This window comes from Halomarina ordinaria (assembly GCF_030553305.1).
GTDB classification, from domain to species: domain Archaea; phylum Halobacteriota; class Halobacteria; order Halobacteriales; family Haloarculaceae; genus Halomarina; species Halomarina ordinaria.
Genome location: NZ_JARRAH010000002.1, coordinates 230,557 through 247,471 on the forward strand (window position 1 = coordinate 230,557; position 16,915 = coordinate 247,471).

Sequence of the window (16,915 nt, forward strand, 5' to 3'; positions counted from 1 at the left end):
GGCTAGCCTAAAACACATGGCAGACGACGCCACGGAACACGAGGCACCGACGCGCAGGGAGTACGTGAAGTACGGCGGGGCGCTCGTCGGCGGGGGACTGCTCGCGGGGTGTGTGGGACAGACTGAGTCAGGGAATCAGTCAGAACCAGCAGCGACGAACACGTCCGACGAATCCGAGGAGAAAGGCGAGTCGTATTCGGCAACGATCGAGCCCACCGGTCGGGTGGAGTTCGACGAACCGCCCGAGAGCGTGGTTCCCGCGCTCCAGTTCGGAGCCGACCTGATGGTCGCGCTCGGGCAGTGGGACCGCGTCGAGTGGATGGCGTTCAGACGGAACGTCGACGAGACGTTCTTCCGGATGGTGCCCGAACTCTCGTTCGATCTCGACGAGGTCGAGACGCTGAGCCCGGAGGGGACGCTCGACAAGGAGCTGTTCTACAGCGCCGATCCGGACCTGCTGGCGTTCGACCCGAACCTCTCGATGGCGTACGAGAACGGATTCGACGTCGACGACGTTCAGGAAGTTCAGGACAACGTCGCCCCGTGGTTCGGCAACCACAGCCGCCGGAAGCGTGGTGACTCGTGGTATCAGTGGCCCGAGGAAGAGGAGTACGGGTACGTCGGGATGTACGACCAGGTCGAGACGTACGCGCAGTTGTTCGGCGTCAAGGACCGCGCCGCCGCGCTCCGCGAGCTTCACGACGAACTGATCGAGTCGGTCCGGGCCGACCTGCCGTCGGAGAGTGACCGACCGACGATCGCGTTGCCCCACGCGCTCGCCCCCCGGGACGGGGAGATCTGGGTGTACAACCCCATCTCCTCGATACCCGAGGCGTACGGCAAGAAGCAGTACCGTGACTTGAACGTCAGAGACGCCTTTTCCGGCTGGTACGAGGGTGAGTCGTCCGTCACGACCGACGCGGAGGGGATGCTCGAAGCCGACCCGGACGTGATCTTCCTCCACTTCGGCGTCACGTTCTACAACGATTCGGCGTCCGAATGGTACGATTCCAGTGACGAGGATACGACGGTCGTGGAGCGCACGATGGAGACGTACCGCTCCGACGCGGTACTGTCGGAACTCACAGCCGTCCAGAACGACCGGCTCTACGTCGGCCACACCGGCCAACAGGGCCCCCTGACGAACCTGTTCCAGACCGAGATGCTCGCCAAACAGCTGTATCCGGACATCTACGGCGAGTTCCCCGGCCTGGACGACGACGGGACGTGGGAGATCCCGGAAGCGGAACGGCTGTTCGACCGCCAGCGGGTCGCGGACATCATCGACGGCGACATCTAACAGTGAGCGACAACGACACCAACACGACCGAGGCACCGACGCGGAGAGACTACATAAAGTACGGCGGGGCAGTCGTCGGTGGGGGACTGCTCGCGGGGTGTACGGACCGATCCGAGTCCGAGTCGACGCCCACCGAGACGGCCAATGCTACCGAGAACAGTAGCGATACCGGGGCTGAGTCGGACGGCGACGACGGATCGTACACCGTCGAGCTATCCCCGGTTGGCGAGGTCGCGTTCGACGGAGTACCCGAGACGGCCGCTTCCCTCCTCCATATCTGGGCAGATACGCTCGCCTCGTTCGGACAGGGTGAGCGCGTCATTGCAGTGAGGCCCGGGTACATCACGTCGCACTACGAGCGACTGCCGGGCGTCGAAGTCGACACTGCCGGCATCGACGAATCCGTATTCACCGACGACAAGGAACGCTTCTACGAACTCGATCCGGACGTGTTCCACGTCGACCCGTTCCCACTCACAGAGTGGGGAGAGTGGAACGAGGACGATATCACCGAGATAACCGATAGTGTCGCCCCGTTTTTCGCCAACGGCGGGAGCCGAACCTGGTCCGAATCGCAGTACCCGGTCGACGACGGCTACGAGTTTTACACGTTAGAAGAGTTGACGCAGAAGTTCGCTCAAGTGTACAAGGCCGAGGAGCAGGCAGCGGAACTCGTCGCTGTTCGAGAGGAGCTAGTGAGCGAAATCCAGTCGAACCTTCCGCCCGAGAGCGACCGTCCGTCCGTCGGTCATATTCTGTATTATAACGACGAGATATATCCGTATCTCACCAACCAATCCGGGTTCGGCAAAGCACACCTCACCCCACTCGGTGCGGAAGACGCGTTTGCGGATCTGGACAAGGTCTACTCCAAAAACGGTGGCACGCTAGATCTCGAAGGGCTGTTGGAACGCGATCCGGATGTGTTGATCAAGTTCATGGGTGTCTCCGCCTGGTTCGACGCATACGAAGAGGCGGTCGAGACGTTCGAGAACGACCCGGTTGGGCAGGAACTCACGGCCATCCAGAACGACCGGTTCTATCGAGGAGGGTCCTACGACCAGGGCATCCCGCTGAACCTGTTCCAGTTGGAGATGAGCGCCAAACAACTCTACCCCGACCAGTTCGGCGAGTGGCCCGGATTCGACGAAGAGGGCGTGCTGCCGGCGATTCCCGAGGACGAACGGCTGTTCGACCGCCAGCGGGTGGCCGATATCATCAACGGGAACATCTGAACGCGACCGGTACGGAACTCGATACGGCGATATTCGACCACGGCCGCCCCTCGGCGCGGCGCGGGACGTCGAGGCCGAGCGTCGACCGACCGAGGTAAACGACGGATCGTAACTGGACTCGAGTCGCAGCGGGACCAGTCCGCATCGACGGAGGGGACGGACGGAGGTCACGTTCGATAGCCTCCGCGACGCTATCGGGTGCGTCGGCCAGGCCACGCACGTTCCAGTTCGACGGCACGGTCGCGGAGAACGGCCGTGCACGGGCGGTTCGACGCGGATGGCGAGGAGGTTTGCGAGAGCGGCGGAGCGCACGAGTTCATCGAGAAGGTCTCCGATGGGAGTCACGGCGGAGAACTCGTTTTAGGCTGCCCGAAAAACCGGAACGACTATGTTGTTTTAGGCTAGCCTAAAACACATGGCAGACGACGCCACGGAACACGGGGCACCGACGCGCAGGGAGTACGTGAAGTACGGCGGGGCAGTCGTCGGTGGGGGACTGCTCGCGGGGTGTGTGGGGCAGTCCGACGGCGGGGACACACCCGAGGCCACGAGCAACGAGACGGAGGCGGAGACCGAGACCACGACCGAGGACACCAGTTACGAGGCGTGCATAGAGCCAGTCGGGTGCCAGACGTTCGAGGAGGTACCCGAGACGTATCTCGTGTACAACGGCGGCTGGGCCGATATGGCGTTCGCACTTGGTCAGCGCGACGGGTTCATCACCGCGGGCAACATGATTCCAGCCTTCCTTTTCGAGCCGTTCGATCTGGACGTCCCAGCCGAAGACGAGCTGCCGCCGTTACGCTCGGAAGGAAAGGGCTGGGACAAAGAACTGTTCTTCGAGTATGACCCCGACGTGATCCTGATGAGTTCCGAGTACATGCACGGGGTCGGCTGGTACGACAACTGGGACGAATCCGACACCGAAGAGATCGCCGACGAAGTCGCCCCGTTCTTCGGGAACAACATGCGTCGACGCCGAGAGTTCCACGACCACGAACTCTACTCGCTCTACGAGGGACTCGAGCGGTTGGCGGTTCTCTTCCAAGAGGAGGAACGGTACGAGGCGATGGCCGCCGTTCACGACGAGCTACAGTCGGAGATCCAGTCACGACTGCCACCCGAAGACGAACGACCTGAAGTCGCGCTCGTCAACGGCGGCTCGGAGCCGGCGAAAGGAACCTTCTATCCGATGAATACCCAGGACGAAGGCTACGAGATGAAACCCTACCGTGATCTGGATGTCGAATCGGCGTTCTCTGAGGACATCGTCGAAGGCGGGGAAGCCGACTACGAAACACTGCTCGAGGTCGACCCAGCGATTATTATGGTACACTGGGGGATCGGCAACACCGGCGACACTGATTCGTTCTCCGCAGAGGCGTTCCGCGAACAGTACGTCGCACCGATGGAAGACGACTCCGTTGGGAGCCAACTCACCGCGGTTCAGGAGGGCAACGTCTATCCCGGCCAGTACGGCGAACAGGGGCCGCTCGTGAATCTCCTACAGACGGAGATGGTCGCCCAGCAACTTTACCCCGAGGAGTTCGGCGCGTTCGCACCGGAAGAGTTCCCGGACGTGCCCGAGGACCGACGGTTGTTCGACCGCCAGCGCGTCAGAGACATCATCACCGGAGACATCTGAACGATGAGCGACGACGATAACAGCACGATTGAGGCACCGACGCGGCGTGACTACGTGAAGTACGGCGGGGCGGTCGTCGGCGGGGGGCTGCTCGCCGGCTGTGCGGGGCAGCCCGATTCCGGATCGACACCGTCTGAAAACGAATCGGAAGTGGAACAGGGGGGAGACGATTCGACCGAGGGGGAGACTTCGTACGAGGTGTGCATGGAACCAAACGGCTGTCACACGCTCGCGGAGATTCCGGAGACGTACGCCGTTTACGACCCTGCGGTTATCGGGATGATGATCGCGCTGGGGCAGGAAGACGGCGTGATCGCAGAGCAAGGCTCCGGATATCCAACCGAGTATCTCGAACAGTTGCCGGAAGTCTCGTTTGACGGGCGAAACCTCACCGCACTTATCGAAGACGGTGAATCGCCGGACAAAGAGCTGTTCTACGAGCTCGATGCCGACATCCACCTCATCGACCACTACACGGCACAGGGGTACTTCGAATTCAGCGAGGAGGATATCGCGGAACTGGAAGACAACGTCGGGCCGTTCCACGGCAGCTGGATGCGCCGTTCGGATTGGACCGACGACCACCCGTTTTACGACCTCTACGAGGGGTTAAACACGTTCGCCGAAGTGTTCCAGGCCGAGGAACGCGGACAGGCCTTCGAGGAATTCTACGACGAGATGGTTGCGGAGGTTACGTCGCAACTCCCGCCCGTCGAGGACCGCCCCTCCATGGGATACCTCACCACGTCGTTCGATGACAAGGAAGTCATCTATCTCAGACACGACGGCGATGGCTACCAGTACAAACCGTTTCAGGCGTTGGAAACCTACGAGCACGACGCGTTCGAGGGGTTGTACGGAGAGGGAGAAGCCCTCTCAGAGACGACGTATCGAGGGGATTTCGAGGTTCTGCTCGAAGCGGACCCTGACGTCGTGATTCATCACAATGCTATGGCTTCATTCCGAGACCCCGATACCGATTGGTTCGAGGACACCTTAGAGCCCCTGAAAAACGATCCCGTTGCTGGTGAGGTATCCGCCTATCAAAACGACAGGGCCTACCCGTGGCACGAAACGTATGCCGCGGGCCCGATCGTGATGATGTTCGAGACGGAACTGATCGCCAAATCCATCTATCCCGACGTCTTCGGCGAGCCGACGGGCCTCGAAGAGCCGCCGGAAGACGAGCAACTGTTCGACCGTCAACGGCTCGCAGACATCATCAACGGAGACCTCTGAGCGATGAGTGACCTCGAAACGGACGAACAGGCTTCCGAGTACGACCACGAGGTCGTCATCGTCGGCGGCGGCCCAGCCGGGTGTTCGGCGGGCGTGTTCACCGGTCGGGAAGGCCTCGATACCGTGGTGTTCGACCGCGGGAAGTCGTCGCTCGCCCGCTGTGCGTACCTCGAGAACTATCTCGGCTTTCCCGACGGGATCGACGTCCGGACGTTCTACGACCTGATACAGGATCACGCCGAAACCGCCGGCTGTGAGGTCGTTCCCGACATGGTCGAGTCGGTCGACCGACTCGACGGAACCCCGGGGTTCGTCGTCGACCTTCACGAGGGCGAACCGGTCACCGCTCGACGAGTCGTCGCTGCGACGCGGTACCACGAGGGCTACCTCGGTGGCCTGGCCGACGATGCGATTTTCGAGTCGGACGAGATCGGCAACCTCGATACCGAACTCGTCGACGACGACGGCACGACACCTCTCGACGGGCTCTACGTCGCCTCGCTGGGAGAGAAGATGAACATCCAGGCGGTGATCGCAGCGGGTCGTGGTGCGACGGTCGGTCGTCGGGTCGTCGCCGACGCCCGTCTCGACGACGGCTGGTGGGAAGCGACGGCGACCCGGACCGACTGGACCCAGCGGCGGGCCGAACTCGGCGAGGAGTTCGACGAGCGAGCGCCGTGGCTTGACTGGTTCGACGACGTCTACGCGGACGATGCGCCGGTCGAGACGGACTCGGACCGCTACCGGCGCGTCCGTGGACTGTGTACTGACGAAGGGATCGCGGCGCATATCACGAGAGGGGAGATCGAGGCGCGGACAGCCGTGGGGCACCAGGCGATCGCGAGCCACCTCGACGTCGACGCGGTCGACGAGACGGCCCTGCTCGACGCACTGGACGAGGAGACCGTCCGTGACTACGTCGAAGACCACGAAGAGATACCGAAAACCAACAACTGAACAATGAGTACTGAGTCCACGATACCACAGGACGTAACCGTCATCGGCGGCGGCGTCGCCGGCCTCTCGGCAGCCGTCTTCACGGCTCGCCACGGGCTGGACACGCTCGTCGTCGACGCGGGTGAGTCGATCCTCCAGCGGAACGCCCACCTCGAGAACTTCCCGGGCTTCCCCGCCGGCGTGAACGGCCAACAGCTGCTCGACCTTCTCGAAGAACAAGCGGCCGAGGCGGGCTGCGAGCAGGTGACCGCGACCGTCACGACCGTCGAAGAGACCGAGAACGGATTTGCCGTCGAGACCGACGACGGCGCCCGCTACCGCACGGAGTACGTCGTCGCGGCGACAAAGAACACGGTCGGCTATCTAGAGGACGTCGACGGCGTCGGGGTCATCGACCGCGGGAAGGCGTACGTCGACACCGACGAACGCGGTCGCACTGGCGTCGACGGGCTGTACGCCGCCGGTCGGCTTGCGGAGAAGCCCCACCAGGCCGCGGTCTGCGCCGGCCACGGCGCGGAGGTCGGGGTGACGATCCTCGAGGACGACGACCGGCCGTTCTACCACGACTGGGTCGCCCCCGAGGGCTACTTCACCGATCGCGGCCGCGACCTCCCGCCCGGCTGTGCGGAGATCGACGAGACCGGGCGCACGGACCGCGAAGCGCGCTCCCTCGACGTGATGCGGAGTCGCTTCACGGAACCACACCCGGATGAGCAGGAAACGCATCCGAGCCTCAGGGAGTAACAGATCGACCGCCCACATGGACCCGTCCATTCGCGCCGACCAGCCGATGACGGTCCGGAGATAACGTCCCAGCTATGACCGAACGAAACGCTACGGAATCCACGACACCGGCACGGAATCGACTGAAGACCGCTGCGAGCGCCCGCTGGAACGACGAGCGGAGCGCCGAAATGTGGGGCCGGTACGCCGACGACGTCACGCAGCACGATGACCGTCAGGCGTGGGAAGCCATCATTACCGACGTTGTCGGCGAGGAGCCCCAGCAAGTGCTCGACGTCGGGACCGGAGCGGGGTTTCTCGCCGGCTTGTACGCCGGGGTGGGCCACGACGTCGTCGGCTGTGATTTCTCGGAGTCGATGCTCGATCAGGCGCGTGAACGGGCCGCCCGTGACGGATTCGAAGCGACCTTCACCGCAGGCGACGCGGAGGCGCTCCCCTTCGAGGACGCGTCTTTCGATGTCGTGACGAACCGTGTACTGATCTGGTCGCTCGCGCATCCCGGCGTGGCCGTTCGGGAGTGGCACCGGGTGCTTCGGCCCGGAGGCCAAGTCGTCCTCTTCGGTAATCACCCCGAAGATCCGACACGCAGCGTAGGTGAGCGAGCCATTCGACGACTGTACGGACTCGCACTTCGCGTACGCCGCGATGGCGCTGCGACGAATCTCGATGACCGAACCCAGCGGGAGTGGAACGATGCGAAGACCGACCTGCCGTTCCGCCACGCACCGCCGTCGAAGATACAGGCGCTGTTCGACGCGGCCGGCTTCCACGAGACGCGTGTGCTCGACGTGGCCGAGGAGTTCGACCAGTGGCGGACGGTCGGTCCGTGGAACGAACGCGTCCCGTGGCACGTCGTCACCGGCCACAAACCTGACTAACAGGTACCGATGGTTGGAACAACGCTCGTCGAAATCCGCGACCACATCGAGACACTCGCCGGCGAGACTGGCGAGTACTACCTCGTCTGTGCCAGGTACGGCGACCGCCCCGTTCCAGCCGCTGGCCTCCGCTTCGAGCGCCGGGGTACTGCACGTGCGGCTGTGAAAGCGACAGAACAGTATCGGGCCGCACTCCGCCGGTACGACCCGCAACTGCCGTATTACGACGTTATCGTCTGTCAAGACACCCGGCCCCTCCCATCGACGAGCCGAGTGACAGACGTTACCCGAGAGACTGACAGGCGGACACTCTCTGAACCGGTCCTCGACACCGTACGTTCGACCCACACTCATCAGAACCTCATCGAGTTCTGTCACCGCGTGGCCGGCGCCGTTTTCGAGACACTCTCCGAGGGCGGATACGACAGCGTCGAGAGCGCCGTCATGGAAGCGTACTTCGAGCTCGCCGAAACCGTCGGCGATCCCGACGAACTCTGTGTCTGCTTACTCGAGAGCATGTCCGGCGAACTCGACGAGCGCCTCTCTCCCGCCGACCAGGCCGAAGTCCTCGCCGATGCTGCAACTCGACTCGAATCGCCCACCGACGACCACAACCCCCTCGACACGACGCTTGAGGCACTCGAGCAGCGGGGATTCATCGAGAGCTACGCGCGCTCGCCGTTCTCGGTCGACATCGACGGCGGTGTCGGGGCCGTCGTGGTGCAAATCGCCGGCTACGCTCTCTCGGCACGAAACGACCGCCTTCCCGTGCTGCCGGTGACCCTCGAACTCTGCCGCCACCACACGGAACACCCCCCACGATCCATCCAGGTGACCGCCGTAGACGGTGGCTGGCAACTCACGTTCGTCCTCGCGAACGCGGGAGAACAGAACGGCCTCGTGAGCGCGCCGATCGATAGGGGGGTGTGAGATGGCCGTCGACACTGACATCGAGCGAGCGCGAACCCGCGCTCAAACCGAGCAGGAGGCTGTCGAGGAGATGCTGGACGCCTACGAGACGTTCACCCGTCGGGTACGGAAGCTCCAGCCCGATCGGACACCGTCATCGGTCGCTGGCCTCACGACAGCCGGTGGAACCACCCACCTCTCCGCGGACGCGTCCAGTGCCGAAGGCTGTCGGCCCGTACGGACGGCGTTCGACGAGACGATTCGCCCCCACAGCGTCGCCTCCATCGACGAACCCGAACCCCTGCTGGAAACGATTCGCGAGGAGTTCACCGACGCGGTCGCCGTGGCACTCGCCCCGACGACGGAAGCCCCGTTCACCCCAGAACTCGAACAGATGGTCCTCGCCGAAGCGCGGTCCCGACTGGGGGAGCGACCGCGTTACAGAACGCACTCGAACGCGAGGAAGCACACCTCGACGATGCGACCGAAGCAGTCAGTGACAGTATCGAATGGGTCGTCGACGCGAACGAGACGCCGCTGACTGAACTCGGCTTCGACGCGCTGCGACGGCGCCACGAGACGCTGGCCAGCCATCGCGGCCGCTGTGAGATCGTGGCTCGCAACCGGCAGGAACTCCTCCAGAGGACGACGACCAGCGGCGTCGACGCCGGGGTCCGCCACCGGAATCTCATCCCGTCTCTGTATCAGGAGTTCCCGGTCGACCATCCGGTCCTGGCGACGGTCGCGACGCCCGATGAAACGTGTCGAGAGCGTCAACGAGCCGTACGAGACCATCTGGTCCGGAGGGTCTGACCGATGGGCGACGGGCCTCGTCGACGGCGTGCAGAGGCGTGGGACGAGACTGCGTCACCACTGACGGTGACGTACTCACTGACGGAGTGGGGAGTCGAACTCGCAGGAATCATCGCGCAGTTCGAAGCCCTCGAATCTCGGGATCCGTAGTGGAGTAGCACAACGACGAGAGCTAGCTGACCGACAGACGCCACATAGTCGTTCCGACTATTTCGAAATCGAATGTGAGACACGCGTCGAATCCATTCTCCGGGTTCGTGCGAACCACTGCTTCGGGGTTCTACTGGTACCTTCATCGTCTCCGCCCGCTCGTTCGTGAGTACTGCCTGTGCAGAGGCACCCACCGCAGAATTAGCCAGTCGACGACCGCCGTTCGGGGGAACACGCCCGACGACTGCAACGAGAGACCACGACGGGTGGTTCGGCGTTTGATATAACCGAACAACTAAACCGACAGCGAGGAATGCCATCGTATGGCATCCAGAAACGACGAATCGCCCCGGACATTGAAAACCATCGAACGAAGCGCTCGGATCCTCGATGTCCTCGAAGCGCTGGACGGTGCTGGCGTGACCGAGGTCGCCTCCCATTTGGATGTCTCGAAGAGTACCACGTATCAGTATCTGGCCACACTTCGACAGCAGCACCTCGTCGTCAAGGAGGACGACCAGTACAAACTCAGCCTGAAGTTCCTCCTGTCGGGGGAGTACGTCCGGAACCGGAATCGGCTGTACACGTACGGCAAGGGGGAAGTCAAGGCGCTCGCCGAGTCGACCGGCGAGTACGCGAACCTCTTCACCGAACAGCACGGCATGGGGATCAACCTGTACAAGGTTCGGGGGAGTGACGCCGTCGGCAGTGGGTACCAGACCGAGAAACTCCAGCGCCCGGACCACCTCCACTGCACCGCGACGGGCAAGGCCATCCTGGCTCACCTCCCCGAGGAACGCGTCGACGAAATCATCGACCAACACGGGCTCCCCGCCCAGACTGCCAACACGATCACCGATCGTGTCGAACTCAAAGACGAACTCGACGTCGTCCGCGACCAGGGGTTCGCGTACAACGACGAGGAGGAAGTCGAGGGACTCCGCGCTGTCGGTGCTGCAGTCATCGACCGCAACAGGAACGTCCTCGGGTCGCTGAGCGTCGCCGGTCCGACGAGCCGTCTGAAGGGCGAGCAGTTCGAAGACGACCTCCCGGAGACGGTGCTGAGCGCTGCGAACCTGATCGAAGTGAACGTCAACATGGCCACACACGGCGACGACGCACCCGACAGGAGTTGACGAGAGCCAACCCTCGAACCCCGGTGTTCACACACCGTTTCGAGACCCTCCAGCGGCCAACGGGACGTCGGGGGCGCTATCGGACGTCCCGAACCGGCCGCTACGTCTACGAGGGCGTTTCCAGCGGTCGAACAGTCAGCTCTCCGTGGTGTCTGTCGACCGCGGGTTGTCCGTCGACGCCGTCTGTACGGCCCCACCTGTCGACTGCCGGTGACCGGCCTCGCGCACCCGTATAGCGAGGGCAGTCGACGGCACGGTCTCACAGGAACGCGTCGTCCACCGGACCGACACGGGGAGAGGAGTGATAGGTGCTATTAAGTCGCTCGTGGCCGACGCTCGGATGACATGAGCGTACGGACTCTCGGGGACCTCAACGAACTCGACGACGACGCCTTCGTGGACGAGCTACGTGACGTGTACGAACACTCGCCGTGGGTGGCCGAGCGTGCCGCGTCGGCGCGGCCGTTCGAGACCGTCTCCGACCTCCACACGGAGATGGCACGAGTCGTCCGGGAGGCCGATGAGGCGGAACAGCTCGAACTCCTGCGGGCACACCCGGACCTGGGCGAGCGGACGGAGATGACCGACGCCTCGGAGGCGGAACAGTCGTCGGCGGGGCTGGACGAGCTCGGTCCCGAACAGTACGAGACGTTCCAGCGGCTGAACGAGCGGTACCAGCGTCGATTCGAGTTCCCGTTCATCATGGCCGTCAAAGGGGCCTCACCCGACGAGATCCAGGCGGCGATGGAGGCACGCGTCGAGAACGACGAGTCCACCGAGTTCCGGACCGCACTGGAGGAGGTCGATGAAATAGCGCGCCTCCGGCTCGACGACCGGTTTCGCGAGGCAGGCGACTCCTAGCGGTCTACAGTTAGGGCATCCCCCCCACCGGTGCACCGGACGACGTTCAGTACGTCGTCGATACAGTAGCGATGACGACGCGGTGCGGTGGGTCGCTCACTCGCGAGGGGCCGTGCGCGTGAGTGCCACGTCGGCACGGCCAGGGAGACCGCCGGCTGGTGGTCACACGACCCCGTACGAGGCAAACTATTTTGTACCGGGACCGGAATCCTTAGCTGGACGATGAGACCACATAGCATGCGGAGCGTGAGCCGATGTGCGTGGAGACGCCCAGAACACGCCGACCGCTCGGCGGGGGTTCGGTAACATGGCCGAGGGCCACTCCGCGGGCGAGCGGACGATGAACTACGGCAAAGAGCACGTCAACGTCTACCGGACGTACGCGACCCCGCTGGAGGGCGTTCGCGAGATTCCGGAGTCGGACTTCAGTGGCAAGCCGAACACGCTCTTCGGGATGGAGGTGCGCGCCCAGGTCGAGGGCGAGGAGTTCCTCCCCTCCTTCCGGGACGGCGACAACGCGAAGGTCGTGGCGACGGACTCGATGAAGAACTTCATCCTCCACCACGCCGGCGATTACGACGGCGCGACCGTCGAGGGCTTTCTCCACTACGTCGGCTCGGAGTTCCTCCGGACCTACGACCAGATGGAGTCGGTCCGGATGTCGGCCGACCAACTCGCGTTCGACGAGCGCCCCGTGCCCGACGGGGACGGTGGCTTCGAGCCGAGTGACCTCGTCTTCCGCGTGACCGACGACGAGTCCGCGTTCGGCGAGTTCTATCTCACCCGAGAGGACGGCGAGGTCGTCGTCGAGGAGCAACGAAGCGGCGTCACCGGCCTCGAACTCGTGAAGGTGAAGGACAACTCCTTCGTCGGCTACGTCCAAGACGAGTACACCACCCTTCCGGAACGGGAGAACCGGACGCTGTACATCAGCCTCGATATCTTCTGGACGTACGACGAACCCGAGGCGGCGCTGGGCGAGGACCCTGCGGCGTACGTGCCGGCGGAGCAGGTACGGGACATCGCCCAGGTGGTCTTCCACGAGCAGAACGTCAACTCGATTCAGGACCTCATCTACCAGGTCGGACTTCGGGTGCTCGAGCGGTTCCCGCAACTGTCCCGGGTGAGCTTCGAGGCCAACAACCGCACGTGGCTGAACGTCCGCGACGACATGGACGGCGACGCGAAGGTGCTGCGGGAACCGCCACGGCCGACCGGCTTCCAGCAGTTCTCGATGGACCGCAGCGACCTCGAGGAGAGCGGCGAGCGATGACAGCCGGCCTGACCACACACGTCCTCGACACGAGCCGCGAGGGACCGGCGGAGGGCGTCGAAGTGACGCTCTACCGCCTCGAGGACGACCACCGCGAGCGGGTCGCTGCGGCGACGACGAACCACGACGGGCGTGTCGACGAGCCGTTGCTCGACGCCGACGAGATGGAGACCGGGACCTTCGAACTCGTCTTCGACGTGGGGACCTACTACCGGGAGGGGCCCGCCGAGTCGTCGTTTCTCGACGAGGTACCGGTGCGGTTCCTGATCGACGACCCGACCGAACACTACCACGTCCCCCTGCTCCTCTCTCCGGGGGGATACACGACCTACCGCGGGAGCTGAACCGCGGCCGTACTCCTCGCCGACACCTCAGCCAGTACGTGACGACGGCCCGGGCAAGCCGCGTCGTCGCTGTGCTCGACGCTGTGGAAGGCGTGCGTGGTCCCCGTGACAGACCGGACGCCGTCGACGTCGGTCGGTCCGCGATGCGTCGCGTCACGCCTCCGCCAGACGCTGGAGGCCCGCCGTCAGGACCCGCGTCGCCGTCGTACAACTGCTCCAGTCCGTCCACTCGCGGGGGCTGTGCGAGAACCCGCCTCTGGACGGCGCGAACAGCATCCCGGCGTCGGTGACGTCCGAGACGTGCATCGTGTCGTGGCCGGCGCCGGAGTGCAGCGACAGCGAGGGGGCGTCGACGGTCGAAACCGCGTGTTCGAGGGCGGCGATACACCGGTCGCTCATCCGGCTCGGCGCGATATCGTACGGTCGCTCGAACGTGACGTCCACCCCTCGCTCGGTTTCGAGCCCCGCGAGGCGGTCGCGGACCCGCTCGACGATGCGCTCCATCGAGGCGTACCGCACGTCCCGGATGTCGACGCCGAGTTCCGCCCGTCCCGGCACGACGTTGATCGCGTTCGGCGAGACGTCGAGTTTCCCGACCGTCCCGACGACGGTGTCGCCGTGCTCGGCGAGAACGTCGTTCGCCGCCGCCTCTACCTCGAGGACGAGTTCGCTCGCAGCGGCCAACGCGTCCGTCCGCGCCGCCATCGTCGTCGACCCCGAGTGGTCGGCCTCCCCCACGATCTCGATCTCACAGCGAATCGTCCCCGCAATCGCGGAGACGATTCCGACGGCGGCGTTCGTCTCCTGGAGTCGCTCGGCCTGCTCGACGTGGAGTTCGAGCCACGCGTCCCACGCGCTCGCGTCCACGCGGTCGGTCCCACGAAACCCGATGTCGGTCAGCGCCGTCTCGAGCGTCACGCCGTCGTCGTCCTCGAGAGCGAGGGCCTCCTCGACCGACCGGTTCCCACTCGCCACCGACGAGCCGAGGAGACCGTTGGAGAACCGCCCCCCTTCCTCCTCGGTGAAGCAGACGACGTCTATCGGCCGTGCGAGGTCGCGGTCGGTGTCCTTGAGTGCCCTGACGGCTTCGAGCGCGCTGTAGACCCCCAGTACACCGTCGAAGATGCCGCCCTCGGGGACCGAGTCGAGGTGGCTGCCACACGCGACGGCCGGCGCGGTGGGGTCGGCGCCGCTGGACACCCAGCGGCCGACGACGTTCCCGACGGCGTCGATTCGCACGTCGAGACCGGCCGCCTCGAGTCGGTCGAGCAGGTACTGCCGTGCCTGCCGGTTCGCCTCCGTCCCGGTCAGCACCGTCCGACCGTGACCACGCTCGGCCGGGATGGCACCGAACTCCGCGTTCGTCGTGATGTCGTCGCGGAGACGCTCCTCGCTCACCGACCGGTGGGCGGACTCCGTGGTACTCATGATAGGCGAGTTGTAGCCCCCCGGATTTGAAGATACCGACGCACTGCCACGTCCGACTCGGAGCGGTCGGTCGCCTGAAACTCGTGAATCGGGAGGGAGACGGTGGGAGCGCGGAGTCGCGGTCCCTTACCGTTCTCTGACGACGATGCGTTTGGCACCGGTCTGGAGCGTCTCCTCCTCCAGTTCGGCGAGGTCCTCGCGTGACGCGTCCAGCGTCGCCACGTGGTTACCGGCGAGTTCACCCGCCGGGCTCTTGAAGCACGTCGGTCCACAGGGGACGAGGATCTCCTGTTCGTTGCGGTACCCCGGATAGAGCAGGATGTCGCCGCGCGAGGGGTACACCGTGTGGTTCTCGCGTGGGACCTCCGGGAGGTCGATCTCGTCGATGTTGACCCACGTCGCGTGACCGCTCCAGCGGACGTGCATCAACTCCGATTCGAGCGGCAGGAAGCCGCGAAGCGCCTCGACCGACCGCGGCGCTTCGTCCTCGAGCAGGTCGGCGACGTACACCTCTCCCTCGATGTCGAACTCTAGTTGGCTCACGCCACGACCAATAGGGGTCTGGAAAATAAAGGTTCTGTCGCGGTGCCGCTCCCGTTCTCGGTTCCGTTCCTCCGCCGTCCACCCTGTGGCACGCCGCCGGTACCTGAAACGCAGTGTCGCCCGGCGCGGTGCTAGCTACGGCGTCCAGTCGGGGCGCTCGCGCTCGACGTACTCGCCGTGGCCGGGGGGACCGACGATTTCGCCGTCGTCCGCGACGACGACACCACGGACGAGTGTCGTCTCGACTGCGCCTCGGACGGTCCGACCCTCGTAGAGCGAGTAGTCCGCGTTCGAGGCGTTGTCCGCCGCCGATATCGTGTACTCGACGTCCGGGTCGAAGATCACGATGTCCGCGTCCGTGCCCGGGTCGAGCGTCCCCTTCCCCGGGAGCCCGAACGTGGCCGCCGGGTGTCGGCTCATGAGGCGGGTGAGAAACTCGTACGACAGCCCCCGTTCGTTCACGGCCTCGTCGTGGAACACGGGCAGGCTCGTCTGCAGGCCGTTCGCCCCGAACGGGCCGTCCCACCACTCGCTTTCCTGCTTCGCCTCGCGCTTCTGTGCGACGTGGTCGGTGGAGACGACGCTCAGCACGCCGCGTTCGAGGTAGTCGAAGAGCGCGTCGGCGTCGGCGCTGCGTCGCAGTGGCGGGGCGATCCGCGGGAGGTTCCCCATCTCCTCGTGGAGGTCCCCGGTCAGCGTCGTGTAGTGCGTACACGTCTCGCCGCGGATCAGGCTCCCGTCCTCCTGGTGACGCGCCAGCGCATCGGCAGACTTGCGACAGGAGGTGTGGATCCCGTAGTACTTCGCTCCGTGCTGGCGAGCCATCCGTGCGAGGTCGTCGGCCGCCATGGCCTCCGCGTAGTCCGGCCGCGACTCGGGATAGCTACTCGCGCCGCGTCCCTCCGCTCGCAGTCTCTCGGTCACCGCCTCACAGACGGCGTCGTCCTCGGTGTGGCCGACCCCGACGGCGTCGAGCTCCGCGAGGCGCCGGAGGACGCGGTCGATGTACCCGTTCGAGAGGCCGAACTCGTAGGCCGTGTACATCTTGAACGAGGTGACGCCGGCGTCGACGACCGCCGCCAGTTCGTCGAAGAGGTCGGCGCCCTCCCTGAGGATGCCCCCGTGTAGCCCGTAGTCGATCACCGCGTCGGCGGCTCGCTCTCGTTTTCGTTCGATTCCCTCCACGAGCGTCCCCTCCTCGTCCCACGGACTTCCCTCGTCGGCGTACGCCTGCCAGGCGAAGTCGATCACCGTCGTCACCCCCCCGAGCGCCGCCGCCTTCGTCGCGGTCTCGTAACTATCGATAGAGACGTGGTCGTCGATGTGGACGTGCGGGTCGACGACGCCCGGCATGACGACCTTGCCCGTCGCATCGAGCGTCCGGTCGGCGTCCGGGAGGTGCCGTGGATCACCGAGTCCCACGATGGTTCCGTCGTCGATCGCGATCGCACCCTCGAACG

At 64.7% G+C, this 16,915-nt stretch carries 15 protein-coding genes and 1 pseudogene; 13 read left to right on the forward strand and 3 right to left on the reverse strand.

Translation table 11 applies throughout. The features are described from left to right. Positions 1–16 precede the first annotated feature (16 nt). From P1Y20_RS15950 to uraH, 13 genes and pseudogenes are all read left to right on the forward strand, one after another. The gene (locus P1Y20_RS15950) at positions 17–1,300 is read left to right on the forward strand and encodes an ABC transporter substrate-binding protein (RefSeq protein WP_304449695.1); all 1,284 of its coding nucleotides are present in this window, start codon (positions 17–19) and stop codon (positions 1,298–1,300) included. A 2-nt stretch (positions 1,301–1,302) separates the two neighbouring features. Further along, on the forward strand, positions 1,303–2,535 hold the full coding sequence (locus P1Y20_RS15955; protein ID WP_304449696.1) for an ABC transporter substrate-binding protein: 1,233 nt from the start codon (positions 1,303–1,305) through the stop codon (positions 2,533–2,535). A gap of 415 nt (positions 2,536–2,950) precedes the next feature. After that, positions 2,951–4,180, forward strand: coding sequence for an ABC transporter substrate-binding protein (locus P1Y20_RS15960; protein WP_304449697.1), 1,230 nt, complete (start codon positions 2,951–2,953; stop codon positions 4,178–4,180). Between the two features lie 3 nt (positions 4,181–4,183). Then, complete coding sequence (locus tag P1Y20_RS15965; protein WP_304449698.1) at positions 4,184–5,419, forward strand: ABC transporter substrate-binding protein; 1,236 nt, start codon at positions 4,184–4,186, stop codon at positions 5,417–5,419. Positions 5,420–5,422: 3 nt separating this feature from the next. Beyond that, the gene (locus tag P1Y20_RS15970) at positions 5,423–6,376 is read left to right on the forward strand and encodes an NAD(P)/FAD-dependent oxidoreductase (protein ID WP_304449699.1); all 954 of its coding nucleotides are present in this window, start codon (positions 5,423–5,425) and stop codon (positions 6,374–6,376) included. 3 nt (positions 6,377–6,379) lie between these two features. After that, positions 6,380–7,120 (forward strand): FAD-dependent oxidoreductase, encoded by a 741-nt coding sequence (locus P1Y20_RS15975; protein WP_304449700.1) that lies wholly within the window; start codon positions 6,380–6,382, stop codon positions 7,118–7,120. Positions 7,121–7,194: 74 nt separating this feature from the next. Further along, complete coding sequence (locus P1Y20_RS15980) at positions 7,195–7,998, forward strand: class I SAM-dependent methyltransferase (RefSeq protein ID WP_304449701.1); 804 nt, start codon at positions 7,195–7,197, stop codon at positions 7,996–7,998. 9 nt (positions 7,999–8,007) lie between these two features. Then, entirely contained in the window at positions 8,008–8,928 is a 921-nt protein-coding gene (locus tag P1Y20_RS15985; protein ID WP_304449702.1) for a DUF7551 domain-containing protein, read from the forward strand. A gap of 70 nt (positions 8,929–8,998) precedes the next feature. Continuing rightward, a pseudogene (locus P1Y20_RS18865) lies at positions 8,999–9,720 on the forward strand (DUF7260 family protein). A 473-nt stretch (positions 9,721–10,193) separates the two neighbouring features. Then, positions 10,194–11,006, forward strand: a complete 813-nt coding sequence (locus P1Y20_RS15995) for an IclR family transcriptional regulator (protein WP_304449704.1) — start codon at positions 10,194–10,196, stop codon at positions 11,004–11,006. Between the two features lie 345 nt (positions 11,007–11,351). Continuing rightward, positions 11,352–11,867 (forward strand): 2-oxo-4-hydroxy-4-carboxy-5-ureidoimidazoline decarboxylase, encoded by a 516-nt coding sequence (gene uraD / locus P1Y20_RS16000; protein ID WP_304449705.1) that lies wholly within the window; start codon positions 11,352–11,354, stop codon positions 11,865–11,867. 340 nt (positions 11,868–12,207) lie between these two features. Beyond that, positions 12,208–13,140: a factor-independent urate hydroxylase gene (gene pucL, locus P1Y20_RS16005; protein ID WP_368662188.1), complete on the forward strand. Its 933-nt coding sequence runs from the start codon at positions 12,208–12,210 to the stop codon at positions 13,138–13,140. Beyond that, the gene (gene uraH, locus P1Y20_RS16010) at positions 13,137–13,484 is read left to right on the forward strand and encodes a hydroxyisourate hydrolase (protein ID WP_304449707.1); all 348 of its coding nucleotides are present in this window, start codon (positions 13,137–13,139) and stop codon (positions 13,482–13,484) included. The genes pucL and uraH overlap by 4 nt, the downstream gene beginning before the upstream one ends. Positions 13,485–13,637: 153 nt before the next feature. On the opposite strand, the gene P1Y20_RS16015 is transcribed toward uraH, so the two are convergent. From P1Y20_RS16015 to P1Y20_RS16025, 3 genes are all read right to left on the reverse strand, one after another. After that, entirely contained in the window at positions 13,638–14,912 is a 1,275-nt protein-coding gene (locus P1Y20_RS16015; protein ID WP_304449708.1) for a Zn-dependent hydrolase, read from the reverse strand. 126 nt (positions 14,913–15,038) lie between these two features. Beyond that, entirely contained in the window at positions 15,039–15,455 is a 417-nt protein-coding gene (locus tag P1Y20_RS16020; protein WP_304449709.1) for a DUF3830 family protein, read from the reverse strand. 135 nt (positions 15,456–15,590) lie between these two features. Continuing rightward, positions 15,591–16,915 (reverse strand): dihydroorotase (locus P1Y20_RS16025; RefSeq protein WP_304449710.1); only part of this gene is annotated, 1,325 nt, incomplete at its 5' end.

What these genes read in the sequence shown, in the direction of transcription:
- P1Y20_RS15950 (WP_304449695.1), top strand. Translation starts at nt 17, where the DNA reads ATGGCAGACGACGCCACGGAACACGAGGCACCGACGCGCAGGGAGTAC.
- P1Y20_RS15960 (WP_304449697.1), top strand. Translation starts at nt 2,951, where the DNA reads ATGGCAGACGACGCCACGGAACACGGGGCACCGACGCGCAGGGAGTAC.
- P1Y20_RS15965 (WP_304449698.1), top strand. Translation starts at nt 4,184, where the DNA reads ATGAGCGACGACGATAACAGCACGATTGAGGCACCGACGCGGCGTGAC.
- P1Y20_RS15970 (WP_304449699.1), top strand. Translation starts at nt 5,423, where the DNA reads ATGAGTGACCTCGAAACGGACGAACAGGCTTCCGAGTACGACCACGAG.
- P1Y20_RS15975 (WP_304449700.1), top strand. Translation starts at nt 6,380, where the DNA reads ATGAGTACTGAGTCCACGATACCACAGGACGTAACCGTCATCGGCGGC.
- P1Y20_RS15980 (WP_304449701.1), top strand. Translation starts at nt 7,195, where the DNA reads ATGACCGAACGAAACGCTACGGAATCCACGACACCGGCACGGAATCGA.
- P1Y20_RS15985 (WP_304449702.1), top strand. Translation starts at nt 8,008, where the DNA reads ATGGTTGGAACAACGCTCGTCGAAATCCGCGACCACATCGAGACACTC.
- P1Y20_RS15995 (WP_304449704.1), top strand. Translation starts at nt 10,194, where the DNA reads ATGGCATCCAGAAACGACGAATCGCCCCGGACATTGAAAACCATCGAA.
- uraD (WP_304449705.1), top strand. Translation starts at nt 11,352, where the DNA reads ATGAGCGTACGGACTCTCGGGGACCTCAACGAACTCGACGACGACGCC.
- pucL (WP_368662188.1), top strand. Translation starts at nt 12,208, where the DNA reads ATGAACTACGGCAAAGAGCACGTCAACGTCTACCGGACGTACGCGACC.
- uraH (WP_304449707.1), top strand. Translation starts at nt 13,137, where the DNA reads ATGACAGCCGGCCTGACCACACACGTCCTCGACACGAGCCGCGAGGGA.
- P1Y20_RS16015 (WP_304449708.1), bottom strand. Translation starts at nt 14,912, where the DNA reads ATGAGTACCACGGAGTCCGCCCACCGGTCGGTGAGCGAGGAGCGTCTC.